Annotated in this window: 28 protein-coding genes and 2 pseudogenes; 14 read left to right on the top strand and 16 right to left on the bottom strand. The window is 61.7% G+C overall.

The annotated features are described in order from the left end of the window. The 7 genes and pseudogenes from mazG to cyoA all read right to left on the bottom strand — a co-directional run. Positions 1 to 817: pseudogene (gene mazG, locus EOB49_RS05320) on the bottom strand (nucleoside triphosphate pyrophosphohydrolase); the annotation flags it as partial. Between the two features lie 80 nt (positions 818 to 897). Further along, a complete protein-coding gene (locus tag EOB49_RS05315) occupies positions 898 to 2,082 on the bottom strand; it encodes an amino acid aminotransferase (protein WP_127380367.1) in 1,185 nt (394 codons plus the stop codon). A gap of 139 nt (positions 2,083 to 2,221) precedes the next feature. Continuing rightward, on the bottom strand, positions 2,222 to 2,923 hold the full coding sequence (locus EOB49_RS05310; protein WP_127380366.1) for an SURF1 family protein: 702 nt from the start codon (positions 2,921 to 2,923) through the stop codon (positions 2,222 to 2,224). 96 nt (positions 2,924 to 3,019) lie between these two features. Beyond that, on the bottom strand, positions 3,020 to 3,400 hold the full coding sequence (gene cyoD, locus EOB49_RS05305) for a cytochrome o ubiquinol oxidase subunit IV (protein WP_127380365.1): 381 nt from the start codon (positions 3,398 to 3,400) through the stop codon (positions 3,020 to 3,022). Beyond that, the gene (gene cyoC, locus EOB49_RS05300) at positions 3,397 to 4,023 is read right to left on the bottom strand and encodes a cytochrome o ubiquinol oxidase subunit III (protein ID WP_127270912.1); all 627 of its coding nucleotides are present in this window, start codon (positions 4,021 to 4,023) and stop codon (positions 3,397 to 3,399) included. The genes cyoD and cyoC overlap by 4 nt, the downstream gene beginning before the upstream one ends. Positions 4,024 to 4,028: 5 nt before the next feature. Next, positions 4,029 to 6,041, bottom strand: a complete 2,013-nt coding sequence (cyoB, locus tag EOB49_RS05295; protein ID WP_127380364.1) for a cytochrome o ubiquinol oxidase subunit I — start codon at positions 6,039 to 6,041, stop codon at positions 4,029 to 4,031. Between the two features lie 15 nt (positions 6,042 to 6,056). After that, a complete protein-coding gene (gene cyoA, locus EOB49_RS05290; protein WP_127380363.1) occupies positions 6,057 to 7,226 on the bottom strand; it encodes a ubiquinol oxidase subunit II in 1,170 nt (389 codons plus the stop codon). A gap of 167 nt (positions 7,227 to 7,393) precedes the next feature. Here cyoA and EOB49_RS05285 point away from each other — a divergent pair, with 167 nt between their 5' ends. The 9 genes from EOB49_RS05285 to EOB49_RS05245 all read left to right on the top strand — a co-directional run bounded on the left by EOB49_RS05285 (position 7,394) and on the right by EOB49_RS05245 (position 15,297). After that, positions 7,394 to 8,707 (top strand): MFS transporter, encoded by a 1,314-nt coding sequence (locus EOB49_RS05285; RefSeq protein WP_127268838.1) that lies wholly within the window; start codon positions 7,394 to 7,396, stop codon positions 8,705 to 8,707. Then, complete coding sequence (locus EOB49_RS05280) at positions 8,704 to 10,026, top strand: ATP-binding protein (protein ID WP_127380362.1); 1,323 nt, start codon at positions 8,704 to 8,706, stop codon at positions 10,024 to 10,026. The genes EOB49_RS05285 and EOB49_RS05280 overlap by 4 nt, the downstream gene beginning before the upstream one ends. Continuing rightward, positions 10,016 to 10,549, top strand: coding sequence for a response regulator transcription factor (locus EOB49_RS05275; RefSeq protein WP_023812014.1), 534 nt, complete (start codon positions 10,016 to 10,018; stop codon positions 10,547 to 10,549). The genes EOB49_RS05280 and EOB49_RS05275 overlap by 11 nt, the downstream gene beginning before the upstream one ends. Positions 10,550 to 10,769: 220 nt before the next feature. Then, positions 10,770 to 11,315 carry a sigma-70 family RNA polymerase sigma factor gene (locus tag EOB49_RS05270; protein WP_127321069.1) on the top strand — a complete coding sequence of 182 codons (546 nt, stop codon included), beginning with the start codon at positions 10,770 to 10,772 and terminating at the stop codon, positions 11,313 to 11,315. After that, positions 11,312 to 12,085: an anti-sigma factor gene (locus EOB49_RS05265; protein ID WP_127380361.1), complete on the top strand. Its 774-nt coding sequence runs from the start codon at positions 11,312 to 11,314 to the stop codon at positions 12,083 to 12,085. The genes EOB49_RS05270 and EOB49_RS05265 overlap by 4 nt, the downstream gene beginning before the upstream one ends. 23 nt (positions 12,086 to 12,108) lie before the next feature. After that, positions 12,109 to 12,825 carry a Bax inhibitor-1/YccA family protein gene (locus tag EOB49_RS05260; RefSeq protein WP_127271130.1) on the top strand — a complete coding sequence of 239 codons (717 nt, stop codon included), beginning with the start codon at positions 12,109 to 12,111 and terminating at the stop codon, positions 12,823 to 12,825. A 175-nt stretch (positions 12,826 to 13,000) separates the two neighbouring features. Beyond that, positions 13,001 to 13,873: an aldose 1-epimerase family protein gene (locus EOB49_RS05255; protein ID WP_127380360.1), complete on the top strand. Its 873-nt coding sequence runs from the start codon at positions 13,001 to 13,003 to the stop codon at positions 13,871 to 13,873. A 40-nt stretch (positions 13,874 to 13,913) separates the two neighbouring features. Then, entirely contained in the window at positions 13,914 to 14,576 is a 663-nt protein-coding gene (locus EOB49_RS05250) for a glutathione S-transferase family protein (RefSeq protein ID WP_127380359.1), read from the top strand. Between the two features lie 64 nt (positions 14,577 to 14,640). After that, positions 14,641 to 15,297, top strand: a complete 657-nt coding sequence (locus EOB49_RS05245) for a DUF1629 domain-containing protein (RefSeq protein WP_127380358.1) — start codon at positions 14,641 to 14,643, stop codon at positions 15,295 to 15,297. Positions 15,298 to 15,299: 2 nt separating this feature from the next. On the opposite strand, the gene EOB49_RS05240 is transcribed toward EOB49_RS05245, so the two are convergent. After that, entirely contained in the window at positions 15,300 to 16,211 is a 912-nt protein-coding gene (locus EOB49_RS05240) for an agmatinase (RefSeq protein ID WP_127380357.1), read from the bottom strand. 365 nt (positions 16,212 to 16,576) lie between these two features. Between EOB49_RS05240 and EOB49_RS05235 the strand changes: the two genes are divergently transcribed. Beyond that, positions 16,577 to 17,386 (top strand): nucleotidyltransferase family protein, encoded by an 810-nt coding sequence (locus EOB49_RS05235; RefSeq protein WP_023812007.1) that lies wholly within the window; start codon positions 16,577 to 16,579, stop codon positions 17,384 to 17,386. Beyond that, positions 17,379 to 18,128 carry a metallophosphoesterase gene (locus EOB49_RS05230; protein ID WP_127380356.1) on the top strand — a complete coding sequence of 250 codons (750 nt, stop codon included), beginning with the start codon at positions 17,379 to 17,381 and terminating at the stop codon, positions 18,126 to 18,128. Before EOB49_RS05235 ends, EOB49_RS05230 begins: the two co-directional genes overlap by 8 nt. A 38-nt stretch (positions 18,129 to 18,166) precedes the next feature. On the opposite strand, the gene EOB49_RS05225 is transcribed toward EOB49_RS05230, so the two are convergent. The 3 genes and pseudogenes from EOB49_RS05225 to EOB49_RS05210 form a co-directional block, all read right to left on the bottom strand. Beyond that, positions 18,167 to 18,352: a hypothetical protein gene (locus EOB49_RS05225; RefSeq protein WP_127271064.1), complete on the bottom strand. Its 186-nt coding sequence runs from the start codon at positions 18,350 to 18,352 to the stop codon at positions 18,167 to 18,169. A 398-nt stretch (positions 18,353 to 18,750) separates the two neighbouring features. Beyond that, positions 18,751 to 18,851, bottom strand: a pseudogene (locus EOB49_RS05215) (hypothetical protein); the annotation flags it as partial. Between the two features lie 29 nt (positions 18,852 to 18,880). Further along, complete coding sequence (locus tag EOB49_RS05210; protein WP_127322666.1) at positions 18,881 to 19,276, bottom strand: hypothetical protein; 396 nt, start codon at positions 19,274 to 19,276, stop codon at positions 18,881 to 18,883. Positions 19,277 to 19,530: 254 nt separating this feature from the next. On the opposite strand from EOB49_RS05210, the gene EOB49_RS05205 reads away from it, so the two are divergent. Together EOB49_RS05205 and EOB49_RS05200 are read left to right on the top strand one after the other, a co-directional pair. Further along, a complete protein-coding gene (locus tag EOB49_RS05205) occupies positions 19,531 to 19,758 on the top strand; it encodes a hypothetical protein (protein WP_127322665.1) in 228 nt (75 codons plus the stop codon). Between the two features lie 150 nt (positions 19,759 to 19,908). Next, complete coding sequence (locus EOB49_RS05200) at positions 19,909 to 20,067, top strand: hypothetical protein (RefSeq protein ID WP_081738677.1); 159 nt, start codon at positions 19,909 to 19,911, stop codon at positions 20,065 to 20,067. A gap of 56 nt (positions 20,068 to 20,123) precedes the next feature. Here the strand turns inward: EOB49_RS05200 and EOB49_RS05195 are convergent, their stop codons facing one another. Next, positions 20,124 to 22,025, bottom strand: a complete 1,902-nt coding sequence (locus tag EOB49_RS05195) for a DUF4396 domain-containing protein (protein ID WP_127380354.1) — start codon at positions 22,023 to 22,025, stop codon at positions 20,124 to 20,126. Positions 22,026 to 22,217: 192 nt separating this feature from the next. Between EOB49_RS05195 and EOB49_RS05190 the strand changes: the two genes are divergently transcribed. After that, on the top strand, positions 22,218 to 22,646 hold the full coding sequence (locus EOB49_RS05190) for a hypothetical protein (RefSeq protein WP_127268879.1): 429 nt from the start codon (positions 22,218 to 22,220) through the stop codon (positions 22,644 to 22,646). Between the two features lie 127 nt (positions 22,647 to 22,773). On the opposite strand, the gene EOB49_RS05185 is transcribed toward EOB49_RS05190, so the two are convergent. From EOB49_RS05185 to EOB49_RS05170, 4 genes are all read right to left on the bottom strand, one after another. Further along, positions 22,774 to 22,932, bottom strand: coding sequence for a hypothetical protein (locus EOB49_RS05185; protein ID WP_127268877.1), 159 nt, complete (start codon positions 22,930 to 22,932; stop codon positions 22,774 to 22,776). An 84-nt stretch (positions 22,933 to 23,016) separates the two neighbouring features. Then, positions 23,017 to 23,487 (bottom strand): YbhB/YbcL family Raf kinase inhibitor-like protein, encoded by a 471-nt coding sequence (locus EOB49_RS05180; protein WP_127268875.1) that lies wholly within the window; start codon positions 23,485 to 23,487, stop codon positions 23,017 to 23,019. 46 nt (positions 23,488 to 23,533) lie between these two features. After that, entirely contained in the window at positions 23,534 to 23,740 is a 207-nt protein-coding gene (locus EOB49_RS05175; protein WP_013531530.1) for a hypothetical protein, read from the bottom strand. Positions 23,741 to 23,841: 101 nt separating this feature from the next. Continuing rightward, positions 23,842 to 25,833 carry a protein-L-isoaspartate(D-aspartate) O-methyltransferase gene (locus tag EOB49_RS05170; RefSeq protein ID WP_127380353.1) on the bottom strand — a complete coding sequence of 664 codons (1,992 nt, stop codon included), beginning with the start codon at positions 25,831 to 25,833 and terminating at the stop codon, positions 23,842 to 23,844. Between the last annotated feature and the right edge of the window lie 257 nt (positions 25,834 to 26,090).

The following is a 26,090-nucleotide window of genomic DNA, read 5'->3' as shown; positions in this document are numbered from 1 at the left end:
CGGTCTTTGCTTCCTGCCAGAGCGCTTCCATCTCGGCCAGATCAGCCTTTTCCAGCGTGCTGCCGGATTTTTCCAGGGCCTGTTCGACATAGTGGAAGCGCGAGCGGAATTTTTCGTTGGTGCCGCTTAGCGCTGCTTCGGAATCGAGCTTGAGGTGACGGCCGAGGTTGACGACGGCAAACAGCATGTCGCCGAACTCGTCCTTGATCGAGGCGGTGTCGCCCTTGGCCAGGGCCTCGCGCAATTCGCCGATCTCTTCCTCGATCTTGTCGAGGATGGGCGCCGCTTCGCTCCAGTCGAAGCCGACGCGGGCGGCCTTCTCCTGTAGTTTCAGCGCCCGGGTCAGCGCCGGCAGGGCGACCGGAACGCTGTCCAGAAACCCCTTGCCGTTGTCTTCGGGATCGAGACCACGCGCGAGGCGGGCGCTTCGTTTCTCCGCCTTCTCTTCGGCTTTGATCTTTTCCCACATGCCCTTGGCCATGCCGGCGTTGCGGGCTTTCTCGTCGCCGAAGACATGCGGATGGCGGCGGATCATCTTCGTCGTGATGGCTTGCACCACATCCGGGAAGGCGAATTCACCGGCCTCCTCGGCCATCTGCGCGTGATAGACAACCTGCAGCAGAAGGTCGCCGAGTTCGTCGCGCAGATCGTCGAGGTCGCCGCGCGCGACGGCATCCGCCACCTCATAGGCTTCCTCGATCGTATAGGGCGCGATGGTCGAGAAATCCTGTTCGATGTCCCAGGGGCAGCCGGTCTTCGGCGCCCGTAGCGCCGCCATGATCTCGATCAGGCGCGAAATGTCTTTCGATGGCGTCATAGGGCTGATGCTATCGCGCGGCCGGCCGCGCGGCCAACGCTGTCAGCCGGCGAGAGTGCCTTGTCCACAGGCGAGCCACGTCAGTCGAGCACAGAAACGATCGCCTTGGCGAGCTCGTCCATGCCGTCTTCGGGCAGGCCGGCGACGTTGATGCGGCTGTCGCCGACCATATAGATGCCGTGCTCGGCACGCAGCCGTTCGACCTGCGCTTCCGTGAGGCCAAGGCGGGAGAACATGCCGCGATGGCTGGCGACGAAGTCGAAGCGATCGGAATTGGACTGCCGGCGCAGGGCTTCGGCGAACTGCACGCGTAGCCTGAGCATGCGTAGCCGCATCTCTTCAAGCTCCGCCTCCCAATCCGCGCGCAAGGTGGCGTCTTCGAGCACGATGCGCACGGCCGCCGCACCGTGGTCCGGCGGCATCGAATACATGGCGCGCGCCGCCGACAGCATCTGGCTCATCGCCACATCCGCCTGTGCGCCGTCCCTGGCCAGGATCATCGCCGCGCCGACGCGGTCGCGGTAGACAGCAAAATTCTTCGAGCAGCTCGAGGCGACGACCATTTCCGGAACTTTTGCCGCCAACAGGCGCAAGCCGAGGGCATCGGCCTCGAGGCCATCGCCAAAGCCCTGATAGGCGATGTCGACAAACGGCAGCAGCTCGCGCTCGACGACCAGATCGGAAACGGCAGCCCACTGTGCCGCATCCAGATTGGCGCCGGTCGGGTTGTGGCAGCAGCCATGCAGCAGCACGACGTCGCCGCTCTTTGCGGTCCGCAGGGCCGCCAGCATGTCGTCGAAGCGAACAGCGCCCGAGGCGGCATCGAAATAGGGATATTCACGGATCTGCAGGCCGGCGGCGCGCATCACCGGCATGTGGTTCGGCCAGGTCGGGTCCGACAGCCAGATGGTTGCATCCGAGCGTGTCCGCTTCAGCAGTTCCGCCACCAGCCGCAGCGCGCCGGAGCCGCCGGGCGCTTGTGCGGCGCGGATGCGCGTCATGTCGGCGCCCGGACCGAAGGCGAGCTTGGCCATTACCGTGTTGAAGCCGGTATCGCCGGCAAGGCCGAGATAGGTCTTGGTGTCCTGGGCCTGCAGCAGGCGCTGTTCCGCTTCGCGCACGGCGCGCATGACCGGCGTCTTGCCGTCGCGATCCTTGTAGACGCCGACACCGAGATCGACCTTGTCTGGACGCGGATCGGCTCGATAAAGGCCGATCAGGGCGAGGATCTTGTCGGCGGGGGCGGGCTGCAGGGCTTCAAACATCGCTAGGGCTCCAATGGCGGCGGAGTGATACGCAAATCGGTCGCGTTTCGCCAGCGGTTTTAGCTAGGTGCTCCAGCCTGAGACGGGGTGCCGGGAAGCCTGCCCTGCCTGCTCCTTTCAGCTTTGCCTCGGCCAGCGGTCAGCCCCCGCCGTGTTTCCCAGTCTGCCGCAACGGATAGGCGATCGCGCCCAGCACCATCAAGGCCAGCCCGAACCATGTCAGGGCATAGGCCAGATGGTTGTTGTGGAACGAAACGACCGTCAGGCCGCCGACCGGCCACCCTCCCGGATTGGGCGTGGCATCGGCATCGATGAAATAAGGAGCGACCTGCCCGAGGCCTTGCGTCGAGGCGATCGCCTGCACATCGCGCGAATACCAGCGGTTGGCGGCCGGATCGTTGTTACGCAGGAAGCCGCCTTTCGGTTCGCTGATGCGCAACAGGCCGTGAATTCCGGTGTGATCGCCCGAGGGCTTGCCTTCGAGGCGGGTTGCCGGATCGCGCTTGTCCGTCGGCACGAAGCCCCTGTTCACCAGAATCGTGAAGCCATCATCCGCTCGGAACGGCGCCATTACCCAGAAGCCACCGCCGAGATCGGTGACCGCCTGGACCAGGATCTCGCGATCACCGAGAAACCGGCCTGGAACGACGAGGCGGCGATACTCGTCATCCCTGGCGTTGATCTCTGGCCAGGCCGAAGGCGCCGGGGCGGCCACAGGTACCGCCTTGAGACGCTGGTCGACACGCTCGATCAGGTCGAGTTTCCAGACGCGGCGCTCCAGCTGCCAGATACCGAGCGCCGAGAACCCTGCGACGCCGATGGCACCGCAAAGGCAAAGCACCAACAGCGTCCATGGTGAACGCGTAACCCTTTGGCCGTCGCCTGTATTCGAATGCGGTGTCGTCCGCGCCTGTTCGTCCAAAGCCAGGTCCCTCTCTCAGGGTATCTGACTCATGTCATGGCCGGGCATCATGTTGACGTTCAGATGGTACATGACCCAGAGCGAGCCCGTCAGCGCGATCACCACCAGGATGAGGGTGAAGATCAGGGCCATCATGGTCCAGCCGCTCTCCGACCTGGTGTTCATATGCAGAAAGAACACCATGTGGACGATGATTTGCACGACGGCGAAGGCCATGATCGCAATCGCCGAAGCCATCTGATTGCCGAGTGCGTTGGTCATGACCAGCCAGAAGGGAATGGCGGTCAGCACGACGGACAGGCCGAAGCCTGTCAGATAGCCGCGCAGCGAGCCGTGGTCGACGCCGTGACGCGCGTGGCTCTGGTCGCTGGTGTCTGTGTGGTGGCCGGCGCTCATCGCAACATTCCCATCAGATAAACGAAGGTAAAGACGCCGATCCAGATGACGTCAAGGAAGTGCCAGAACATGCTCAGGCACATCAGACGCCGCTGGTTCGCGGCGATCAGCCCGTGCCTGGAGACCTGCACCATCAGCACCACCAGCCAGACCAGGCCGAAGGTGACGTGCAGGCCGTGCGTTCCGACCAGCGTGAAGAACGACGACAGGAAGCCGCTGCGCTGCGGCGTCGCCCCCTCGTGGATGAAATGGGCGAATTCGTAGAGTTCGATGCTGAGAAAGGCGAGGCCGAACAGGCCAGTGATCACCAGCCACACCTGCATGGGCTTCACCCGTCCCTTCGCCATCTCCAGCATCGCGAAGCCGTAAGTGATGGAGGACAGGAGCAGCATGGTGGTGTTCAGCGCGACCAGCGGAAGATCGAACAGGTCCTTCGGCGCGGGTCCGGCCGCGTAATTGCCACCGAGCACGCCGTAGACCGCGAACAGCATCGCGAAGATGAGGCAGTCGCTCATCAGGTAGATCCAGAAGCCGAGCATGGTGCTGCTGCCGCTCTCGGCATGGCCGTGGTCGTCTTCCAGGTGGAAGACCGTGTCGTCGATCACCGTATCGGCGTGTGCCATGGTGCTTATCCCGCCTGGCTGGTGGCTGCGAGCAGGCGTGTCCGCTCGTCCTCGACGCGGGTGACGTCACTGGACGGAATGTGGAACTCCCGGTCGTAGTTGAAGGTATGCGCGATGGCGTAGCCGATCAGGGCGACGAAGCTGACGATCGCCAGCCACCAAATGTACCAGATGAGCGCCATGGCAAGCACCACGCTCAACCCGGCCAGGACGACGCCGGCTCCGGTGTTGCGCGGCATGTGGATGTCGCGGAAGCCCGTCAACGGACGCTGGTAGCCGCGATTCTTCATGTCCGTCCAGGCGTCGAGATCGAGGACGGCCGGCGTGAAGGCGAAATTGTAGGCCGGCGGCGGCGAGGACGTTGCCCATTCGAGCGTACGCCCGTCCCAGGGATCACCGGTATCGTCGCGAAGCTGGTCGCGCCGCCGCACGCTGACGAAGATCTGGATGAGGAAGGACAGGATGCCAAGCAGGATCAGGAAGGCGCCGAAGGCGGCGATGATGAACCAGATCTGCAGCGAGGGATCCTCAAAGGTGCGCAGCCGGCGCGTTACGCCCATCAAGCCGAGGATGTAGAGCGGCATGAAGGCGAACCAGAAGCCGACCACCCAGAACCAGAACGACATCTTTCCCCAGAACGGATCAAGCCGGAATCCGAATGCCTTGGGGAACCAGTAGCTGATGCCGGCAAACAGGCCGAACAGCACGCCGCCGATGATGACGTTGTGGAAATGCGCGACCAGGAACAGGCTGTTGTGGAGCACGAAGTCGGCTGGCGGAACCGCGAGCAGCACGCCGGTCATGCCGCCGACAGTGAAGGTCAGCATGAAGGCGACGGTCCACATCATTGGCAGTTCGAAGCGGATGCGGCCGCGGTACATGGTGAACAGCCAGTTGAATATCTTGGCGCCTGTCGGGATCGATATGATCATCGTGGTGATGCCGAAGAAAGAGTTGACGCTCGCTCCCGACCCCATGGTGAAGAAGTGATGCAGCCAGACGAGATAGGACAGGATGGTGATGACGATGGTTGCGTAGACCATCGAGGTGTAGCCGAAGAGCCGCTTGCCGCAGAAGGCCGAGGTCACTTCCGAAAATATGCCGAAGGCCGGCAGGATCAGGATGTAGACCTCGGGGTGGCCCCAGATCCAGATCAGGTTCACGTACATCATCGGATTGCCGCCGAAGTCGTTCGTGAAGAAGTTGGTGCCGACATAGCGGTCGAGAGCCAGCAGGGCCAGCACCGCCGTCAGCACCGGGAAGGCGGCGACGATGAGCACATTGGTGCAAAGCGCGGTCCAGGTGAAGATCGGCATTCTCATCATGGTCATGCCAGGCGCGCGCATCTTGACGATGGTGCAGACCAGGTTCACGCCCGACAGCAGCGTGCCGACGCCCGCCACTTGCAGGGCCCAGATATAATAATCGACACCGACATCGGGACTGTAGCCGATGCCCGACAGCGGCGGATAGGCAAGCCAGCCGGTGCGCGCGAATTCGCCGACGAACAGCGACATCATGACGATGACCGCGCCGCCGACCGTCATCCAGAAGCTGAAATTGTTGAGGAACGGAAACGACACGTCGCGCGCGCCGATCTGCAGCGGGACGACGAAATTCATCAGGCCCGTCACCAGCGGCATCGCCACGAAGAAGATCATGATCACGCCGTGCGCGGTGAAGATCTGGTCGTAGTGATGCGAATTGAGATAGCCTTCCGAACCGCCGAAGGCCATCGCCTGCTGGAGCCGCATCATGATGGCGTCGCTGAAGCCGCGCAGCAGCATGATGATGCCGAGCACCATGTACATCACGCCGATGCGCTTGTGGTCGACGCTGGTGAACCATTCGCGCCACAGATAGCCCCAGAGCTTGAAATAGGTCAGTGCGCCGACGAGTGCCACGCCGCCCAGCGCGACGACCATGAAGGTCGCGACCACGATGGGTTCGTGCAGCGGCAGCGACTCGAGCGTAAGCCGGCCGAAGATCGCCTTGAGAAAAGCAGGATTGTCGAACATGTCTTGCGTGGCGCCTTAGGAGTTGAAGGGCGACCGAAGCGTGCCGGTTGCGGAAGGTGACGGCAGTCGGATCGACAGGGGCGGTGGCCGTTGCAGACCAGCGCCGACTATCGGCGTCGAGGTCATCGGCGTGGCGGATTGATCGGCCTTCGAAGCCGCCAGTGCTTCTTCGGTCGTGCATATACTGGCGACATAGGATGGGGCAGGGCCGAATATCGTGCCGCGCCGGGCGAACTTGTCATACAGCAGCGGCAGGGTGTTGCGGATGCCGGCCATTCCCAGACCGCCCTTGGCATCGATCTGCGACATCTCGCTCATGCACATCTTGCCGGGCTCGACGCACATGTTGAGGATCGCCTTGTAGAGATCGGCATCCACCGCCGCATAGTGGCGCACGGGTTGGTTCTCGCTGGGCTGTTCGAGCTCCAGATAGCCGTTTCGGTCGAGCTTGCCGCCGCCGTCCTTTGCCTTCGCGATCCATGCCTGGAAACCGGCATCGTCCAGACCGTGGAACGCGAAGCGCATTCCCGAGAAGCCGGCGCCGCTGTAGTTGGCGGAGAATCCTTCATAGTCGCCGGACTTGTTTATGACCGCGTGCAGCCTGGTTTCCATACCCGGCATTGCATAGATCTGGCCGGCCAGTGCTGGAATGTAGAAGGAGTTCATCACCGATGCGGAGGTGATGCGAAAGCTGATCGGCCGGTCGACCGGCGCAGCCAGTTCGTTGACCATGGCCACGCCGTACTCGGGATAGATGAACAGCCATTTCCAGTCGAGCGCGACGACTTCGACCTCAAGCGGGCGCACATCCGGCGGCAGCGGCTTGCCGGCCGCGACACGTCCGATCGGACGATAGGGGTCGAGCAGATGGGTGCCCATCCAGGTCACTGCGCCCAGGCAGATTATGATCAGAAGCGGCACAGCCCAAATGACGAGTTCGAGGTGGGTCGAGTGGTCCCAATCCGGCTCGTAGCGCGCCTCGCGGTTGGACTGGCGGTATCGCCAGGCAAAGAATATGGTGAGAGCCATGACCGGTATGATGACGATCAGCATCAGTGCCGTGGACACCATCAGCAGGTCGCGCTGCTGCGCGGCGACGTCGCCGGCAGGGTTCATGACGACCATGCTGCAGGAGCCGAGCGATGCCAGCAGGGGCAGCAGGAAAAGGGTACGGAGACGGCTCAATGTATGACCTGTCGGTTGTTCCCCCCAGTGCTAACCGTACCGCGGCAATGAAGGCATTGGACAATTTGTCCAATGCCGCAATGACGCGGCAGGCCTCATCAAAGCACCTGGCCCGCGCACATGGCAAGCGATCGTAATGAGACCGCGGCGGGGCGACGGAGAATGCTGTGAGCCCAACTTCTAAGATCGAAGCCGACGCAAGACGGATCAACGCGCGGCATCATGAAGTGAAGCCCGGCGAAATCGCCGTTGGCGTCATCATCGGCAGGACGTCGGAATTCTTCGACTTCTTCGTCTACGCGATCGCTTCCGTCATCGTTTTTCCGAAGCTCGTATTTCCTTATGCCGACCCGTTGACCGGCACGCTCTACTCGTTCGCCATCTTCGCGCTTGCCTTCATCGCGCGGCCGATCGGCACGGCGATCTTCACCGCGCTCGACCGCGCCTACGGACGCAGCGCCAAGCTCACCATCGCGCTGTTCCTGCTGGGGACCTCGACCGTGTCGATCGCCTTCGTGCCCGGTTACGACCAGATCGGCCAGGCTTCGGCCTGGCTGCTGGCCATGTTCCGGATCGGTCAGGGACTGGCGCTGGGCGGGACATGGGACGGACTTGCCTCGCTGCTGGCGTTGAATGCGCCCGAAAAGCGCCGCGGCTGGTATGCGATGATCCCGCAGCTGGGCGCACCACTCGGGCTCATCGTTGCCAGCGCCCTGTTTGCATATTTCGTCGGCAACCTGTCGGCCGAAGACTTCTTCAGCTGGGGCTGGCGCTACCCGTTCTTTGTCGCCTTCGCCATCAATGTCGTCGCCCTGTTCGCACGGCTGCGCATCGTGGTGACGCCGGAATACACCAAACTGTTCGAAGGCCAGGAACTGGAGCCGACTTCCGTCCGCGAAACGTTGCGCGCCGAAGGGCGCACTGTCGTGCTCGGCGCCTTCGCGCCGCTGGCGAGCTTCGCCCTGTTCCACATGGTGACGGTGTTTCCTCTGTCCTGGATTTTCCTGTTCACGCGCGAGGGACCGGCCCGGTTCCTGGTCATCGAGACGATCGGAGCCTTCTTCGGCCTGGCGGCAATCGCGATCTCGGGCTTCGTCGCAGACCGGGTTGGGCGCTGGCCCTTGCTAGGAGGCTCGGCGGTGGCCATCGCCGTTTTCAGCGGTTTCGCGCCACAGCTGCTCGATGGCGGCTTCGTCGGAGAGTCCGTCTTCATGGTATTGGGCTTCGTCCTGCTCGGCCTGTCGTTCGGCCAGTCTTCGGGAGCACTCGCCTCGAACTTTTCAAAGACCTACCGCTATACAGGTGCTGCGCTGACCTCGGATCTCGCCTGGCTGTTCGGGGCCGGCTTCGCGCCCATTGTCGCCCTGTTCCTGTCCGCCCATTTCGGGCTGATCTCGTCAGGCGCCTATCTGTTGTCGGGAGCGCTGTGCACGCTGCTTGCGCTGAGGCTCAACCAGCGCCTGGATCGGACGCCCGCTTGAGTGACCTGCTTGGCCAGGGCTGGGGACCTCCCGGCCCAATGACTCTGCACGACAAGACCAACAAACAGAATTTCCTGCTTCTGATCCAACTGCGCTGGATCGCGGTCGGTGGTCAGATCGTGACGATCCTGTTCGTCCGCTACGTGCTCGGCATCGGATTACCGCTGGTGCCGATGGCGGTGGTGATCCTGCTGCTGATCGCTCTCAATGTCGCCAGCCTGCGCCGGCATAGCAGCCAGGACGCGATCACCAACACCGAACTGTTTCTTGGACTGCTGCTCGACGTCACCGCGTTGACGGTCCAGCTTTACCTGAGCGGCGGCGCGTCCAATCCCTTCATTTCGCTTTACCTGCTCCAGGTCATTCTGGGCGCGGTGCTGCTGGAGACATGGTCGGTCTGGGCGCTGGTCTTCATTGCAAGCACGTGCTTCATTGCGCTGACCACCTTCTACCGTGAGATCAGCCTGCCCGCCGCACACGGTGCCGGGCTGTTCAGCCTGCACATCCAGGGCATGTTCATCTGTTTCGTCCTGGCGGCAACGCTTCTGGTGCTGTTCATCACCAGGGTCCAGAACAACATTCGCACCCGCGACGCCCATCTCGCGGATTTGCGCCAGCAGTCGGCGGAGGAGGCTCACATCGTCAGGATGGGCCTGCTCGCCTCCGGTGCCGCGCATGAGCTCGGCACGCCGCTGGCCACGCTTTCCGTCATCCTCAACGACTGGCAGCGCATGCCGGCTCTCGAGGCCGATCCGGATCTGGCGCAGGAAATCCGGGAGATGCAGGGCCAGTTGGACCGTTGCAAGAAGATCGTTTCGGGAATCCTGATGTCGTCGGGCGAATTGCGCGGCGAAGGCACGGTTCGCACCTCCGTCGACGCCTTCCTGGCGGAGCTGGTGGCCGAATGGAAATCGACACGGCTGCCGCAAGGTTTCGAATACACCAGGCGTTTCGGCGCCAACCAGGAGATCGTCTCCGATCCCGCGCTCAAACAGGTGATGTTCAATGTACTGGACAACGCACTTGAAGCGTCGCCTCTCTGGGTCGGGTTGATCGTCAGCCGCCACGCGGACGATCTCATCATCGAAGTTGTCGACGCGGGACCGGGATTTGAAGAAGCCATGCTTGCAGAATTCGGCAAGCCCTACACGTCGACCAAGAACCGGCCAGGTAGTGGGCTCGGCCTGTTTCTGGTCGTCAATGTCATCCGCAAGCTGGGGGGTACCGTCACCGTAAGAAATAGAACCGAGGGGGGAGCTTCGGTTACGTTGCATCTGCCACTGGCTGCTCTGTCTGCGCGAGGGCACAATGCCGACTAAACGCACGCTGTTGATCGTCGAGGACGACATCGCCTTTGCCAACGCACTGCGCCGGTCTTTCGAACGGCGTGACTACGAAACACATAGCTGCCGGAGCGTCGACGGCGTGCATGCGCTGATCGGCACCGTTGCCTTCCAATATGCCGTCGTCGATCTCAAGCTTGCCAGCGGCTCGGGCCTGGAATGCGTCAGGGCGCTGCACGAGCACGATCCTGAAATGCGGATCGTCGTGTTGACCGGCTTTGCAAGCATCGCCACCGCTGTCGAGGCGATCAAGCTCGGCGCCTGCCAGTATCTCGCCAAACCTGCCAACACCGACGACATTGAAGCCGCTTTCGGCCAGGTCGAGGGCAATGCTTCGGTGCCGCTCGCCGAGCGACCAACCTCGATAAAGAACCTCGAATGGGAGCGCATCCACGAAATGCTGGTGGAGGCCGACTTCAACATTTCCGAGACAGCACGACGGCTGGGCATGCACCGCCGGACGCTGGCGAGGAAGCTGGAGAAGAGGCGTGTGAAGTAGGCACGATCTACTGCATTCCAATCGCCACATTGGTCCCACTGCCGCCACGCCTGCCGTCGATGCACCGATGGAAATCACCCGCACAACGATTCCGGGAGCTTGTATTTCTCGGCTTCATCATGCGGTTCCAGGGAGCCGCTCGATGCTGCGAGGCGCAGGGTAAAAGCGAACGATGCCCTCAAAGGGAAAAAATTGGCAGGGCAGGGATTAAAATCCCTACATGCTCCGTAAACAGGACATGAAACCGCCGGTGCCACGCTTTGACATCATAGGACAGCTCGGTTCGCTGCGTCGCTATGCGCGCTCGCTGACGCGCGACAGCACCGACGCCGAGGATCTTGTCCATGACGCGCTGGTGCGCGCCTATGAGCGGCGCAGCACGTTCCGCTCCGGCGGAAACCTGCGCGCGTGGCTGCTGTCGATCGTCCACAACACCTTCATCGACAAGATGCGGTCCCGCAAGTCCGAAGCGTCGCGCGTCGAACAGGCTGGATACCTGGCCGACGGCAGCACGCCGGCACCACAGGAGCATTCGGTGCGCCTGGCGCAGGTGCGCGAGGCTTTTTTCAGCCTGCCGGAAGAACAGCGTTCAGCGCTGCACCTCGTCGCCATCGAAGGCCTCTCCTATCAACAGGCCGCCGATGCCAGCGGCGTGCCGCTCGGCACGCTGATGTCCCGCATCGGCAGGGCGCGCGCCGCACTGCGCGAGATGGAGGAGCCGGCGAAGGCAAAAAACCACCTCAGGATCGTTGGAGGCCCGTCATGACCGCAACTGTCGATCCCGTGACTGATATCGACCTCGACGCCTATGTCGACGACCAGGTCGACGTTACCCGCCGCATCGAGGTCGAAGCATTCTTGTCCGCTCGCCCGGAGGCGGCGGCGCGCGTGATGTCGGATCTCAGGACCCGGGATGAATTGCGCGTGGCGCTTGCCGGCTCCAAGGGCATGGCGCGCCCCGCGACCGCCGATGCCGCGCGGCGGCTGGAGAGGGGGCTTGCCCGCGGCCGGCTCTTCGGCGTGCTGCAACGCGCGGCGGCGGTCGCCGGCTTCGTCGCCGCCGGCTGGCTGGCAAACGGCATCATCGGGCCGATGTCGGTGACCAAGGTCGTCGCCTCGCCGCAGCCGCCCGCCTATGTGGACGAGGCGGTGCAGGCCCACAGGACGACGCTGGTGCGCGAGAGCATGCCGTCGCAGCCGGAAGCGCCCAATTACAACGCCGGCGAAATCCGCGCCGCCACTGCCATCGTCATGCCGTCGCTGCCGACGGATTGGAGGGTGCGCGACGTGCAGATCTATCCGTCGCGCTTTGGGCCGAGCGTCGAGATGGCGGTCGAGACGAAAGACATGGGGCTGGTGTCGCTGTTTGCGATCCGGCCCGGAACCTTCGACGTCGTCAAGCCGACGATAGCGCCCTCGGGCGACATTTCGTCGGCCTATTTCCAGATCGGCGATGTCGCCTATGCGGTGGTCGGACGAAGCGAGGTCCACGACCTCGACCGCGCCGCCGAGACGCTTGCCAAGACGCTTTACTGATCGATCCACAAAGGAGAACGCAAATGAACACCCCCAATCTGGGATATCGCGTCGGCGCCGGCGCCCAAACCGGAGCCATCTTCGACGAGGGCCTGCGCCAGCATATGCTGCGCGTCTACAACTACATGGGCGTCGGCCTGGTGGTCACCGGCCTCGTCGCCTTCATGATCTCATCGACGCCGGCGCTCTACGTGCCGATCTTCTCCAGCCCGCTGAAATGGGTGGTGATGCTGGCACCGCTCGCCTTCGTCTTGCTGTTCTCGTTCAAAATGCAGACCATGTCGGCGGCGAGTGCCCAGGCGATGTTCTGGGCCTTCTGCGCGGTCATGGGCCTGTCGCTCGCCTCCGTGTTCCTGGTCTTCACCGGAACCAGCATCGCGCGCACCTTCTTCATCGCCGCCACCATGTTCGGCGCCACCAGTCTCTACGGCTACACGACAAAGCGCGACCTGACCCAGTTCTCGTCGTTCCTGATCATGGGCCTGATCGGCGTGGTGATCGCCAGCATCGTCAACATCTTCCTCGGCTCGACCGCGCTGCAGTTCGCCATCTCGGTGATCGGCATCGCCGTGTTCATCGGCCTGACCGCCTGGGATACGCAGACGATCAAAGAACAGTATGCCGAGAATTTCGACGCGGAATCGCGCCAGAAACTTGCCGTCTTCGGCGCCTTCTCGCTCTATCTGAACTTCATCAACATCTTCCAGCTGCTGCTGAATTTTACCGGCGAACGCGAATAACGACTATCCGCTGTGGGCAAGAGCGAGGGTTATTGCTCTTGATGCGGAGAGGTGGCCGGAGGGAGATCCTCCGGCCACAATTCGTTCCTGCAGAACCAGGCTACACCTTGAGTCCCCAAGAGCTTTTGCTAGTCTGCCCACCGCGCCGGCCTTCAACAACGACCCGCGAGGAAATGTGGCACAGGACAGCCAAAGGCTTCATGGCGACGGCATCTCGGCGACCATCGTCGCGCAGGGTGCCGAACTGATTGCGCTGCAAGACGCGCACGGATTTGAATTCCTGTGGCAGGCGGGGCCAGAATGGCGGCGGCACTCGCCGGTGCTGTTCCCGATCGTGGGGCGGCTGGCGGGCGATCATCTGCGCCATCGCGGCCGGACCTATCCAATGACGCAGCACGGGTTTGCGCGCGACAAGCCGTTTGCCTGGGCGCGGAAGGGGCCGCGATCCTGCACGCTGGTGCTCACCGACGACGCCGACACCCGGGCGCGCTATCCGTTCGCCTTTCGGCTTGAAGTGACCTACACGCTGGTCCGCCAGCAGCTTGATGTGACTTTCGACATCACCAACACCGGCGATGAGTTCCTGCCGGCGTCGATCGGGGCGCACCCGGCATTCAATTGGCCCTTGCAGCCGGATTTGGCCAAGACGGACTACCGGCTGACCTTTGCCGATGATGAGCCGGCGCCGATCCGCCGCCTTAAGGACGGACTGCTGCTGAAAACGCCACAGCCGACGCCTGTCGAAGGCAACACACTCCCGCTCTCTGAGCGGTTGTTCGACGAGGACGCGGTGATCATGGACCAGCCCGCCAGCTCCAGCGTGCGTTATGCCGCCGAGCGTGGCCCGGCTCTGGAGATGTCCTGGCAAGGGGTTCGGGAGTTGGGCGTCTGGTCAAAGCCGAGCGGCGCGCCATTCCTTTGCATCGAACCTTGGCACGGCCTTGCAAGCCCGGTGGATTTCGATGGTGATTTTGTCGACAAACCGGGCCTGATGCTGATCGCGCCGGGGGCAAAGCGCGTGATGAGCTATCAGATACGGCTGCTATGACGTTCCTGATCGGCAGATCCAGCCATGTCGGGAGTGCCCAGTGAAGCTGTATTTCAGCCGCAATCCGAATCCTCGATTGGCAGTCGCGGCGGCACTCCATCTCGACGCGAAAGTCGAATTTGAATTCGCCTCGCCCTTCGCTCCGGGGCAGGCGGAGAAATATCGGCCGTTAAATCCCAATCTCTCACTGCCCATCCTTGTGGATGATGAGGGAAAGAGCCTCTGGGAGGCAGACGCCATAGCCTGCAGGCTCTCGCGCAACGCGCATTCGGATTTCTGGCGCACCGGCGATGACGAACCCGAGATGATCCGCTGGCTGAGCTGGGGCAAGGAGCACTTCGCACTCGCTTGCGACACGGTGCATTTCGAACGTGGGACCAAACAGCGGTACGGCATCGGCCCGATCGATCAGAAGCGGGTGGAGGAGGGCCTAAACCAATTCCATACAGCCGCGGCAATACTCGACGCCGTGCTTGCCGAGCGGCAGTGGCTGGTCGGGAATTCGGTTTCCTATGCCGATTTTCGAATGGCGACCTTTCTGCCGTTCAACGATGCCGCCAGATTGCCGCTCGACGATTATTCCTCTGTCAGCCGCTGGTACCGTCGGCTTGAAGACATCGACGCCTGGCGTGACCCTTTCAAGGGGATGGATGCACCCGAATTGCCGCCGGTGCCGCAAACGGCTGTCGCGGATCAGCGGTGAGAACGCGCGCGAAGAACCGCGCAGCAGGCCGAGCCTACCAAGGCAATGATGTGCGGGGGATCGGATGAATATCTATGTCCTGAGCGTGGTCGAAGGACAGGAATGGGTCCTTCCTCGACAGGCGGACGACTACCAGCTGTTTTCGACGCTCTGCGGCCGGAAGCAGAGACAATGGCATCCGCCCGGGATGGAGATCCTGTGCGAACACGACGGCGGTACGCTCCGGCAGTATTCAGATTTTCCATGGCTTGGCGAGCATGTGCTCATCCTGCGGGCGAGGGCGTTGAAGTTGCTTCGGCCAACCCTCGAACCGTACGGTGAATTCCTGCCGCTTCGTGCTGACGAGCCAATATCGCTCTTCAATGTCACCACCGTGATCGATGCGCTGGACGAGGAACGTTCAAAGATCGTTCGCTTTGACGATGGCGGCATAATGGTGATCGAAAGCCTCGTCCTTCGAGCGGACGCAATCGGCGGTACCGAGATATTCAAGCTGCCCGAGCGTGCCGATGGGGTGCGAATATCCGATATCTATCTGCAGGAGACGATCGTACGCCGGATCGGGGAGCTTGGGCTCAAGGGCATTGCTTTCAACTTGGTCTGGAGCGACGGGCCGGCCGGACAAGGCAGGATCGAGTACCCAGGTGTGGAAAAGGGCATTTCAACCGCAAGCTCGCTCACGCGCCTTTGGGCCGGTCTGCGGCGAAAAGCAGGGTTTTGATATCAAACCTGCCGGACGACGGTGCCGACCACATTGACGAGAATGCGCGCGGCGGTCAGCGCTGACAGGCCGTCAATGTCAGCCAGAGGATAGAACTCGACAAGGTCGAACCCTGCGATCCGGGCCCGTCTGCCGAGGCCGGCGATCAGGTCGATCACCTGCGTGTAGGTGAGACCGCCGGGTGTACGCGCCGCCACGCCCGGCATGATGCTTGGATCGAGGCTGTCGCAGTCGAGGGTGACGACGACCCGCGCGCCCTCCGGAATATGCCGTAGCGCGGCTTCGACGCCCTGAGCGTGAACCTCGCGGGCGGTCACGAAGCGGCTGCCATAGCGCCGTGCCGCTTCGATCTCGGTGATGCGTGCGCTGCCGACGCTGCGCAGGCCGACTTGCACCATGCCTGCGACATGCGGCATCTCGCTCGCCCTGCGCATCGGGCTCGAATAGCCGTGGCATTCGCCATACACCTCGTCGCGCCAGTCGATATGGGCGTCGATCTGCAGGACCCAGACCGGCCCGTGCTCCGCAAAGCCGGCGAGGAAGGGAATGGTCATGGAACAGTCGCCGCCGATCAGGATCGGCACGGCCGGCAATGCCAGGATTTCGCGCGTTTTTGCCTCGATCCTGACCCTGTTGCCGGCATTGTCATGCATGGTGGTCAAGATATCGCCGGCGTCGATGCAAGAGGCCGGCTTGCCGTCGAACAGCGGGCCGCCGAGATCGAAATCCCAGTGCTCGACGAACGCGGCATCGTCCTGGCTCGCAACGCGGATCGCATCCGCCGCCAAGGCATGGCCGCGGCTGTCCTTGCCGGGATAAGTGCTGCCGTGACCGGCCCCGAAGATCACCGCGCGGGGCATGTGACCATCTGCGAGACGGTCTGGAAAGCCGAGAAAGGGAGGCGAGGGGGTCATGCCTTGATGGATCCTGATGATGCTTAGCGCACGCCGATCGGGTGCGGTTAAGTCAAGCGCCCCGGCTTCAGCTTTGTGCCGATTGGGTAAGCCCAATAAACTCTAAAACAATCGAGATCGATCACCCACCTGGTGTTTCAAATTTGGGCCAACGGGGCATTGGCGATGGCATGGGCCGAGCTCGAGGCGACATTGCGCTGCCGGCGAGGACGTTGGGGCGGCTTGCGTCGGCAGGCGCGATCCCGAAATTTCCAGTACGTGACGAGAATGAGCCTTGGCTGGTCGCCTGATAGCGGAACCAGGCGAGGTTCACGTTGTTACCACAGCGGGCGACTGCCGGTTGCCGGATTCGGAGTCATCGTTTCATGACCAATGGTCCATTGCCTGAAAACGTTCTGGTCTCGCTTCCCAAGATCGATGCAAAAGCGGCGCCGACGCTCAAAAATGCCGAGGCGGAGGTATTTTACACGGAAGCAATCCGTGAGCTTACCGCCACCGACATACCCTTTCTGGTCGCCGGGACCTACGCGGTAAGCGCTTATACGGGTGTCACCCGCCAGACCAAGGACCTCGATATCTTCTGCAAGGCAGGCGACTACGCGCGGATCCTCGCCCATTTCAAGCAGCTTGGATATGCCGTCGAAATCGAGGATGACCGGTGGCTCGGCAAGGTGTTCAAGGGCACGCATTTCTTCGACGTCATATTCGGCTCGGCCAACGGCACGGTGCCTGTTGGCGACCTGTGGCTGGAACACGCCCGCCAAACAGAGCTGTTGGGCAGCAGGGTGCGGATCATCGGCCCGACCGAACTCATCTGGTCCAAATGCTTTATCCAGGACAGAGGGCGACACGATGGCGCCGATATCGCTCATACGATTCTCAAGGCGGGCGATCAGATCGATTGGCACCGGCTGCTTTCTTATCTGGAGGTTCACTGGGAGGTTCTGTTGATGCAGCTTATCAATTTCAGGTGGATCTATCCGAGCGAGCGCGATCATATCCCGGCGTGGCTGCTCGATGAATTGCTCGACCGCCTCGCCAAGCAACGGCAGTTGCCGTCTCCAAGGATGAAGATCTGCCGTGGGCGGCTGCTTTCGCAAACCGATTACGAAATCGACGTCAAGGAATGGGGCTTCGCCGGCGTCGGTGGTGTGGGAGAATTCCGTGATGGCTGATCCCGTCGAGAGCAGCGCGCCCAAGGAGGGCGCACGCGCGCTCAAAGTTGCCGCGGTCGGGGATCTCCATGTGCGGGAAGATGCGCAAACCTCGTATCGCGACCTCTTCGGCGAGATATCGAGCGAAGCCGACATTCTCGTTCTCACGGGAGATCTGACCAATCTCGGCAAGCCTCGTGAAGCGGAGATGCTGGCCGAGGATCTGCGCAACTGCTCGATCCCGGTCGTGGCGGTGCTCGGCAATCATGACTACGAGTCTGGTGCGGTGGAAGACGTCACGAAGATCCTGCGCCAGGCGCATGTTCATCTCCTCGACGGGCAGGCAGTCGAAATCGAGGAGGTGGGTTTTGTCGGCGTGAAGGGATTCATAGGCGGCTTCGGGTCACGCATGCTCGGCTCATTCGGTGAACCGGCGATCAAGACGATGGTCGCGGAAAGCGTGAACGAAGCAATGCGACTTGAAAATGCGATGCGCCAGGTGCGGGCGAAGCGCACACTGGTGATCCTCCACTACGCGCCAATTGCCGACACAGTCGCGGGAGAACCGCCGGAGATATTTCCATTTCTGGGCTCTTCACGCCTGGCGGAGACGATCGATCGATTCCAGGTTAGTGCTGTCGTGCACGGTCATGCACATCGCGGTTCTTACGAAGGTCAAACACCTGGCGGAGCCAAGGTCTACAACGTCGCCATGCATGTGGCCAAGCCAAGCGGCCGCCCCTACGCCTTGCTCGAAATCTGACGCCAGCGGCATGCGCCGTGGTGTCCATTGGCCTTGACTCAATTGGTGGCGTTGATCGATTTCGCCAACTCTTCCAGCTTCCGGGGATCGTTGCCGTGACGGCGCACCAGTTCGCGAGCCTGCCTGGACGGCAAATCGGTCGTGGCCGCCAGTTGTCGCACCTGCTGATCGTCGATGGCGACCTGCGGCAATGTATGGTCGATATTTCCTTCCTTGTCCTTCATCGCGCTTCTCCTTGATCCTGTCGACGACAACGGCTCGAAAATCCGACCGGTTCCGAATGATCTGCAACTTTTGCCCCGGCACCTGGGCGGACCAACATACTCGTGTCCCGAGGGCGTAACGATCTCGCTGGATTCTGCCAGGAACCATGCCACGGCGCACGAGTTGTTCCGACTGAACGGAGATAGTTAGATGCCACAGCCAAGACAGCCAGACCCAAGTCGCGATGTGCCCGTGCCGCCTCCAACATGGAAGCCCGAGCCAATCGAGGAACCCGAACCGGAAAGGCTCCCGGACGAGACCCCGCTGCCGAATCCCGACGAGAATGAAGAGCCTCCCGTCCACGCGTAGGACGAAGGGGAGCCACTTTATCGCGGGGGCAAAGCACACCTCCGGACGGCTATCGATCGATCTCGCCAAACACGATGTCGAGCGATCCGATGATCGCGGCAACGTCGGCAATCATGTGCCTTCGAGACAGAAAATCCATCGCCGCAGATGGACAAGCGCTGGATGGTTGCTTCGGCGACTCAAGTCGTCGTCTGGATGATCAGCGTCAAGGTGCCATCGCCATCTATGTTTGCAGCGACAACCTGCGAGGAATTGAGCCCATTCGCCCTCAAAGCCGATGTCGCTTGAGGCGAAGCATCGACTGAGTTTTGCAGGCGTAGCAAATCTTCGGCGCTGGTCTGATTGATCACGGCATCCGCCTGCGCCTTGATTTCGTCAGGCAGATCCTCGACGGCGACAATGGCAACGCCGGTGAAATTCAAATCAGCAGAGCCTGGATCTGGCAGCGCCTGCTCCGGTTGCACTTCGCCCTGCGGTGGCGTCACCTGGGGAAGCTGCGGTCCAACAGTTTGGGCGTAGACGGGCTGAATGATGACCGCCCCGGAAAGTGCGACAGCTATCGTCAACATGCGCATGGTCGCTCCTTGCATCCTTCGAGGGAGATTTTGAAGGAAACCCCCATGCCGAGCGATGGTTCCCGCGGGGCTGGTCACACTGGGCAATTTCGCGTCGACCCACCCTGGGGAGACGCCGAACGAACATGGCCCAGACGACGTCATATGGCTGTCTCCCAAACGGCTGAGCGGTTGCGTACGGAATCGTACCATCGATTGATCTGCACCTTGGAGAGGATCAAAATAAAGCAGAGGTGACCATGGGAGGGAGCCGCATGAGCATCGCCAGATGGGCAATAAGACCTGTCGGTACCGCCAAGGCGTTTCTGGCAGAGGAGCTTCGAAGTGCTCGATACGGCGACATCGTTTCGGTCAAAGCGGCGATAGAGGCCGCTCGCAGCGACGCGCCTTATTTGCAGGATACAGACGATGAGTTGATGGAGACGATCGTCGAGCTGGCACGGGAACTGGGGCTGGCCGTCCTTTTTGACTCTCGCGATTGACCGATGAGCCATGGCTGGAGGACTCACCGGTGGTTGAAGCGATTTGGTACGAAATCGACAATTGGCTCATGGCCGAAAATGCGCAATCATTGGGAAATGGGACGACGGCTGGACGACAAACTCGATTGCAAGGCTTGTGGGACTATCCAAATGGACATTCCCGACAACGCCAAGGAATCGACGCCAATTCATTGCAGCAATTGCGGCGCCTTTCTCGGCGAGTGGGGCGAATTGCAGGACGATTTCTACCGCCAGGCTCGCGGTACCGAGGCATTCGACTTGCGCAACGGAACCATTATCAAGAAGTAGCGCGCAACGACGCGGCCTCCGGATGACATCGGCAAATTCGCAAGGGGTTGGCAGATCTAGCCGACCTCGATGACCACCATCAGCCCGCCGCCGCCCTTCTCCTCGACATTGTTGTTCGTCGTGTGATGCGGGATGTGGCAGTGAATGAGCCACTTGCCGGGACGCAGCGCCTTCCACACGACGTCATAGCGCTGTCCCGGTCCGACATTGATGGTATCAGCTAGGAAGCGCGCCGAGGGAGAAAGCGTCTCACCGTCACGGGCGACGACCTCGAAGGGTCCGCCATGGATATGCATTGGATGGACGAAGCCGTTGTTGGTGCCGATGAAACGCACCTTCAGCGTCTCGCCCACCTTCATAGGAATGGTGTCGGTTGCGGGATAGGCTTTGCCGTTGATGGTGAAGAAGTTCGGCATGCCGCCTTCCATGGGCATCGACGGATAAGTCAGCCCATCGCGCAGCAGCCATTCCTGAAGTTCGATGACATAGTCGTGGTCAGCCGGAACCTCGTCGGCAGGATTGGCGGGATCGATAATCAGCGCCCCATAAAGCCCCAGCGCCTGGGTGCGGTCCGGCTTGGCATGCGGATGATAGAAGTAGGTCCCGTGCTGGGTCGCGGTGAACGCATAGGAATAGGATTGTCCAGGCTCGATCGGCGGCTGGGTGATCTCGGCAGGTCCATCCATCTGGTTCGGCAGGATCATGCCGTGCCAATGCACCGTGGTTTCCTCGGGCAGGTCGTTGGTGACGTCGATGCGAACCTTATCGCCCTGGCGAATGTGGATGCGCGGACCGGGAATCTGGCCATTGTAGGCATAGGCGTCGACCGCGACGTTGGGCAGGATCTGCCAGCGGACCACCGATGGTCTGAGCTCGAACACCTTGACGCCGTCCTCTAGACGGAATGGCAGTTCCTGGTCGCCCTTGGCGGCAAGACCATAGGACGAGGTAACGCGACGCGGATCGGTTGCAGCCATGTCACGCATGGATTCCGCCGGCGTGTCGCTACCCATGATCATGCCTTGCGGCATGATCGCGCCGCCGACGTCACGCGCCGAAAGCGTCAGGTTCAGCCAGTTCGCCGGCGCGGCCATGCCGATCGCCAACGCCAACACCGACACAATACCGAGGGCTGCAATCTGCGGCGTCGTAGCGTCCGTCTCCATCTGATGGCCGCTGCGTTTGGACTTGTGGGAGGTGTTGCGGCTTCGTCGATCGTCGCCGGCGTTGGGGTGATGCGTAGCGTGCTGTTGATGGGCGGTCGGCTCTCCACTGCTCGTTTCGTTCGCCTGCGGGCGCTGCGTCATCAATCCGTGCTTCAGCCCGCGCGCGACCAGCCAGACATTGGCCGGATAGGCGAGCGTGAAGCCGGCGATGACGCCGATCGACATCACGCCCCAGAACAAAAGCTCGGTCGGCTCCATGGCGCGCATGTCGCGTCCCATCATCAGAAAGCTCATGACGGGCGCCATGCCGGCCATCATGAAATTCATCGAGATGAACTCGGGCAAGAAGCTCTTGCGCACGTTCTCCCAGTAGGTGCCGCCCATCATCGATTTCATGAACAGCGATTGGAAGATGAACAGGCCGAAGGCAAAGCCCGCCAGATATTCGACGATGAGGTCGAGCCACATCGGCAGGCCAAGCGTTGCCGTGATGACTGCGGCGAGAATGATGCCGGTCGCATCGCCGGCAACGCAGTGGATGGTCGAGCCGACCCCCTGTTTCCACAGCGGCCTGGTGAAGTCTTCATGCTCGCCTGGACGTGGCTCCTTGTCTGCAAGCACATAAAGCAGCAGCCCCAATGGACCCATATAGAGGGTCACCAGGATGAAGCCCCATTTCATCACCACCGGTTCGGGATTGTTGCGGTATTGATCGAAGCCGACATAAAGCGTCGAGGCGGCGGCAAGAGCGAACCAGACGGCAAGGAAATAGTCGATTGGCTGGATGAACATGGATGCATCCCGTCGCGGATCAGTGGCTTGTCACAAGCGGCCCCCGTCGATGAACGCAGCCGGCGTGTTTATGATCCCGCCGGCCCAATCTGGTTGTGTCGAATTCTCCAGCCTGGCGCTCTTGTCGAAGCATTAACGCGCGGTAATTCCCTTGAAGGCGTGGGCGCTTCGCTGCCTCAACAGGAGCTGGCCATGAAACATCAAACACTCGACCAACTGCATGCCGTCGCCAAGATTGAATCGTCGGCTGCTTATTCCGCCATGACACGAAATCAGCGCATAGAGCGCTGGGCTGAACTGCTGGAGCGTAATCCCGAGCGATGCCTTGGGGCGTTTGCAGGCACCGAACATCTGCACCCTGAAGCACGTTCATTGATGCGGGGCGAGGGAACGGCAATTTCGGTCGCCTTCGAGGATCCAGTGCTGCGCGCATCGGGTTTAAAGGACGACACATACGGTGAGGCAAGGCGCTTTTTCGAGCTCAACGACTGGCAGCTGCACGACATCGTCTGCGATTGCCACGTCGGCTCAACCATGAAAGCGCGCTGGGCTGCGACGCGGGTCCGCTCAGCCATCAGCGGCAGGTTCTTTGCATGGTTGCGGCAAAGGATAATGCGCTGACCGTAGTTGGGGATCGTCGTCGCTTCGGTGCGGCATACGATCCCCTGTCTTGACGATTGGATGTCTTGCCGATTGGATGTCTTGCCGATTGGATGTCTTGCCAATCGGATTGTCTTGCCGACGCGGATCAACGCTTGTCCTGGTATAGCCGGTTGGTCGCCCGGTCGCTCTCCCGTTGTTCGGCGGGTCCACGCCGACGGCGTGCGATAACGGCATAGGCCATCAGCACGATCAGCAGCAATGGGCCGCCGGCAACGACGACCAACCACATGATATCTCCAAACATGGCGGCATCTCCTTTCCCAGACAACCGGCGAGGAGGAGAACCGTTCCGTGCAGCAGGCCACCTCGGTCGCCCCTGGTCATTAACTTACGAATTGCGTTCGTAGGTTCCGATGAGTTCAGCCTGCTCAAGCGAATGTTTCTGCGCCTCCCGCCAGATGCGCTCGATGCCCACGCTGGCTGGAATGGCAAGGCTCGGCGTGTCGAGCGCGGCCAGCCGGAAATGGTAATGGTGAACGCCATGTCCGACCGGCGGTTCAGGGCCGTCGTAATAGGCGTTGCCAAAATCATTCGTTGCTTGCCTGAGGGCGCCCGGACCCGGCTTGCCGCTTTCGGCCTCGGGAAGTTCCCTCGTGTCCGGGGAGATGTTGAACACCGCCCAATGACCAAACGTTCCGCTCGGCGCGTCAGGATCCTGAACGACGAGAACGAGGCTCTTTGCTTCGTCCGGCACTCCAGACCATTTCAGCGGCGGCGATACGTTTTTGCCGTCTCGTGTGTATCTTTCGGGAATTTGTCCGCCTTCGGCAAAGGCGGCACTGCTAAGGGCAAGTGGCATGGTTCACTCCTTCCGGCGAAGTTGATCGCAGCGACGCGCAGGGCAGCTATTTGTTGGTCCGCATTTTTTGTCTTGGATCGATCCCGCCAGCGGCGGTCGTGTCGTTTTCGACGTCACCTTCGACCGTGTTCTCGCCTTCAAGCTCGAACTCTTCGCCTTCCTTGATCGTTCCCTTGGAAGTCCCGATACCAGGATTGTTCGCCAAGTCGGCATCGCTCGGTTTCTTCCATTTCGGATGTTTGGTTCCGGTCATGAGAAAACTCCTTCGACGGGGATTGCAGTTTTGAAATCGCAGACCGGATAGTTCGTTCCGGTTCCACGCCTCAGCTTCTTCATTGGTTCGCCGCGCGCCGGCTAAAGCCCGAACGGGTAGGTGTCGGGAACGCCGGTTCTTGCATGCTCCGGGCCAAGCGGCGTCACTGCCGCGGTTTTGTCGAACCATAGGAACGCGTCGAACTGCCGGGGCAGGGAAGCGTCCGCATAGTGGCTGCCCAGCTCGGTTTCCGGCCGGTAGATCACCCCGATGAATCGCTCCAGCCTGCGTTCCAGCAGCCGCTCACGCAGCGTTGTGTCGCGCCCGAGGTCGAGCAGGAACCGCGACACAAGGGAATCGTGGCAAAGCCGTTCGTAGCTGTCGGCGTGCGACGCGCGAATTTGCTTCACCTCCATTTTGCCGTCCCAGTCGCTGGCGGCCGCTACAGTGCCGGAATGCGTGCCCATACCGATCAGCGCTGCCTCATCCCCGAAACGCTGCCGGCAGAGCTGGCCGATGTTCAGTTCGTCCCTGACGACGCCCATCTCGGTAAAGCGGGCATCGCCGATATGGGAATTGTGCGCCCACACCACGGCCTTGGCGTTGGGGCCGCCGGCATGCAGCAAATGTTCCAACGTTTCGAACATATGCGTGTCGCGCAGGTTCCAGGACTCCGCACCGCCATAGTACATGATCCGGTAGTAGTGTTCGGCGGACGCGATCAGCCGGGCATTCTGACTGGCGTCGAGAAAGTCGGTGCCGTCCCTTTTTGCATATTCGAGCTGTTTGGCGAGCAAGTCCCGGCATTGTTCCAGCACCGCTTTTTCGCATTTTTGATAGCCGGCGGTGAGCACCGCGCGGCCGTAGGTGGACGGTTCGTGTTGCCAGGGCGTCAGGCAGCCATAGCGTTCGCGCGCGATCTTGCCTGCCTGGGGATCGACCCGGTCGAGATAGTCGAGGACCGCGCCGATGGAACCGCTCATATTGTAGATGTCGAGGCCGTAGAACCCTGCTTGCTCCGAAGGCTCTAGCTTCTCGTTGTGACGGCGCATCCAGTCGGTGAAGGCTGCGACATCGGTGTTGCGCCACATCCAGGTCGGAAATCGCTGGAATGGCGCACCAGTGCCGGTTCGCGGCCGACGATGGCGAACATAGCGGTCGATCGCCGCCGCGTCGGGCCAGTCTGCCTCGACCGCGACGATGGTGAAGCCGTGGCGTTCGATGAGCCTGCGGGTGATCGCCGCGCGCGCCCTGTAGAATTCGGACGTGCCATGGCTTGCCTCGCCAAGCAGAACAATGCGCCGGTCGGCGAACCGATCGAACAATGCGCCGAAGGCCGGATCGTCGAAATCGGGCAGGGGTTCGGCCGCGGCCGCGATCATATCAGGCAGGCTGATCGGATGGGGATGTCGAAGCGGACGACCAACGTCGGTGGCCGTGCCGTTTTCCGACCAACCCTGCTCGCCGATCAGAGGGACGAAGCGCACGCCGCCGAAATCCTCCTCGCTATAGGTTGCGGCGCCTGTCCGGGTGACTTTGAGCAGACGTTGCAAATCCGGGTCGTCGCCGACCGGAATGACGAGCCTGCCGCCGACATCGAGTTGCTCCTGAAGGGCGAGCGGTGCGCCGGGACCACTGGCTGTCACCACGATGGCGTCGAACGGCGCCGCCTGCGGCCAGCCCTTGGTGCCATCGCCTGTCCGAACCTCGATGTTTTGGTAGCCGAGTTTTTCAAACCGCCGCTTCGCGGTTTCGGCCAAACCGGGATGACGCTCTATGGTGTAGACCTGTTCGACCAACCGGCTCATCACCGCGGCCGCGTACCCCGAGCCGGTGCCAATTTCGAGCACATGGTCACCCGGTTTGACATCCGCCATCTCGATCATGAACGCGACAATGTAGGGTTGAGATATGGTCTGGCCGTCGGCGATCGGCAGCGGGGTATCTTCGTAAGCAAATTCCTCGAAGCCGGGTTCGACGAAGGCCTCGCGTGGAACTTCGCGCATTGCCAGCAGAATCTCACGGTCATGGATGCCACGCCGGCCGACATGGATATTGACCATTCGATCACGGGCACGAGGAAGATCGAGCATCTTTTAGCTCCCTTTGGTGCAACGCTTCGAGGCTATCCTTCGCGGTACCTGCCTTGAGCCTGGCCTTCGCGATTCCAGTTTCTAACCGCCGGAGGACTTCAAGGTTCCCGCCTATTTGCGGACAGGGGCCGCAAGCCCGGCCGAGGTCGCGTCCGGTCTCTCGGCCGCGCGGGTCGCGACGCCGTCCCGGACGGCGTCAGTCAGGGGTTGCTCAAGCGCAAAGATGCCCCAGTTATCACCAGCGAACCGAAGCTGGA

Source organism: Mesorhizobium sp. M7A.F.Ca.MR.148.00.0.0 (genome assembly GCF_003997735.1).
Classification (GTDB): Bacteria; Pseudomonadota; Alphaproteobacteria; order Rhizobiales; family Rhizobiaceae; genus Mesorhizobium.
The sequence above is the reverse complement of the archived record's forward strand: the minus strand, read 5'-3'. Positions and strand labels throughout refer to the sequence as shown.

What these genes read in the sequence shown, in the direction of transcription:
- EOB49_RS05315 (WP_127380367.1), bottom strand. Translation starts at nt 2,082, where the DNA reads ATGTTTGAAGCCCTGCAGCCCGCCCCCGCCGACAAGATCCTCGCCCTG.
- cyoD (WP_127380365.1), bottom strand. Translation starts at nt 3,400, where the DNA reads ATGAGCGCCGGCCACCACACAGACACCAGCGACCAGAGCCACGCGCGT.
- cyoC (WP_127270912.1), bottom strand. Translation starts at nt 4,023, where the DNA reads ATGGCACACGCCGATACGGTGATCGACGACACGGTCTTCCACCTGGAA.
- cyoB (WP_127380364.1), bottom strand. Translation starts at nt 6,041, where the DNA reads ATGTTCGACAATCCTGCTTTTCTCAAGGCGATCTTCGGCCGGCTTACG.
- EOB49_RS05275 (WP_023812014.1), top strand. Translation starts at nt 10,016, where the DNA reads ATGCCGACTAAACGCACGCTGTTGATCGTCGAGGACGACATCGCCTTT.
- EOB49_RS05270 (WP_127321069.1), top strand. Translation starts at nt 10,770, where the DNA reads ATGCTCCGTAAACAGGACATGAAACCGCCGGTGCCACGCTTTGACATC.
- EOB49_RS05265 (WP_127380361.1), top strand. Translation starts at nt 11,312, where the DNA reads ATGACCGCAACTGTCGATCCCGTGACTGATATCGACCTCGACGCCTAT.
- EOB49_RS05260 (WP_127271130.1), top strand. Translation starts at nt 12,109, where the DNA reads ATGAACACCCCCAATCTGGGATATCGCGTCGGCGCCGGCGCCCAAACC.
- EOB49_RS05245 (WP_127380358.1), top strand. Translation starts at nt 14,641, where the DNA reads ATGAATATCTATGTCCTGAGCGTGGTCGAAGGACAGGAATGGGTCCTT.
- EOB49_RS05240 (WP_127380357.1), bottom strand. Translation starts at nt 16,211, where the DNA reads ATGACCCCCTCGCCTCCCTTTCTCGGCTTTCCAGACCGTCTCGCAGAT.
- EOB49_RS05235 (WP_023812007.1), top strand. Translation starts at nt 16,577, where the DNA reads ATGACCAATGGTCCATTGCCTGAAAACGTTCTGGTCTCGCTTCCCAAG.
- EOB49_RS05230 (WP_127380356.1), top strand. Translation starts at nt 17,379, where the DNA reads ATGGCTGATCCCGTCGAGAGCAGCGCGCCCAAGGAGGGCGCACGCGCG.
- EOB49_RS05225 (WP_127271064.1), bottom strand. Translation starts at nt 18,352, where the DNA reads ATGAAGGACAAGGAAGGAAATATCGACCATACATTGCCGCAGGTCGCC.
- EOB49_RS05210 (WP_127322666.1), bottom strand. Translation starts at nt 19,276, where the DNA reads ATGCGCATGTTGACGATAGCTGTCGCACTTTCCGGGGCGGTCATCATT.
- EOB49_RS05205 (WP_127322665.1), top strand. Translation starts at nt 19,531, where the DNA reads ATGAGCATCGCCAGATGGGCAATAAGACCTGTCGGTACCGCCAAGGCG.
- EOB49_RS05200 (WP_081738677.1), top strand. Translation starts at nt 19,909, where the DNA reads ATGGACATTCCCGACAACGCCAAGGAATCGACGCCAATTCATTGCAGC.
- EOB49_RS05195 (WP_127380354.1), bottom strand. Translation starts at nt 22,025, where the DNA reads ATGTTCATCCAGCCAATCGACTATTTCCTTGCCGTCTGGTTCGCTCTT.
- EOB49_RS05190 (WP_127268879.1), top strand. Translation starts at nt 22,218, where the DNA reads ATGAAACATCAAACACTCGACCAACTGCATGCCGTCGCCAAGATTGAA.
- EOB49_RS05185 (WP_127268877.1), bottom strand. Translation starts at nt 22,932, where the DNA reads ATGTTTGGAGATATCATGTGGTTGGTCGTCGTTGCCGGCGGCCCATTG.
- EOB49_RS05180 (WP_127268875.1), bottom strand. Translation starts at nt 23,487, where the DNA reads ATGCCACTTGCCCTTAGCAGTGCCGCCTTTGCCGAAGGCGGACAAATT.
- EOB49_RS05175 (WP_013531530.1), bottom strand. Translation starts at nt 23,740, where the DNA reads ATGACCGGAACCAAACATCCGAAATGGAAGAAACCGAGCGATGCCGAC.
- EOB49_RS05170 (WP_127380353.1), bottom strand. Translation starts at nt 25,833, where the DNA reads ATGCTCGATCTTCCTCGTGCCCGTGATCGAATGGTCAATATCCATGTC.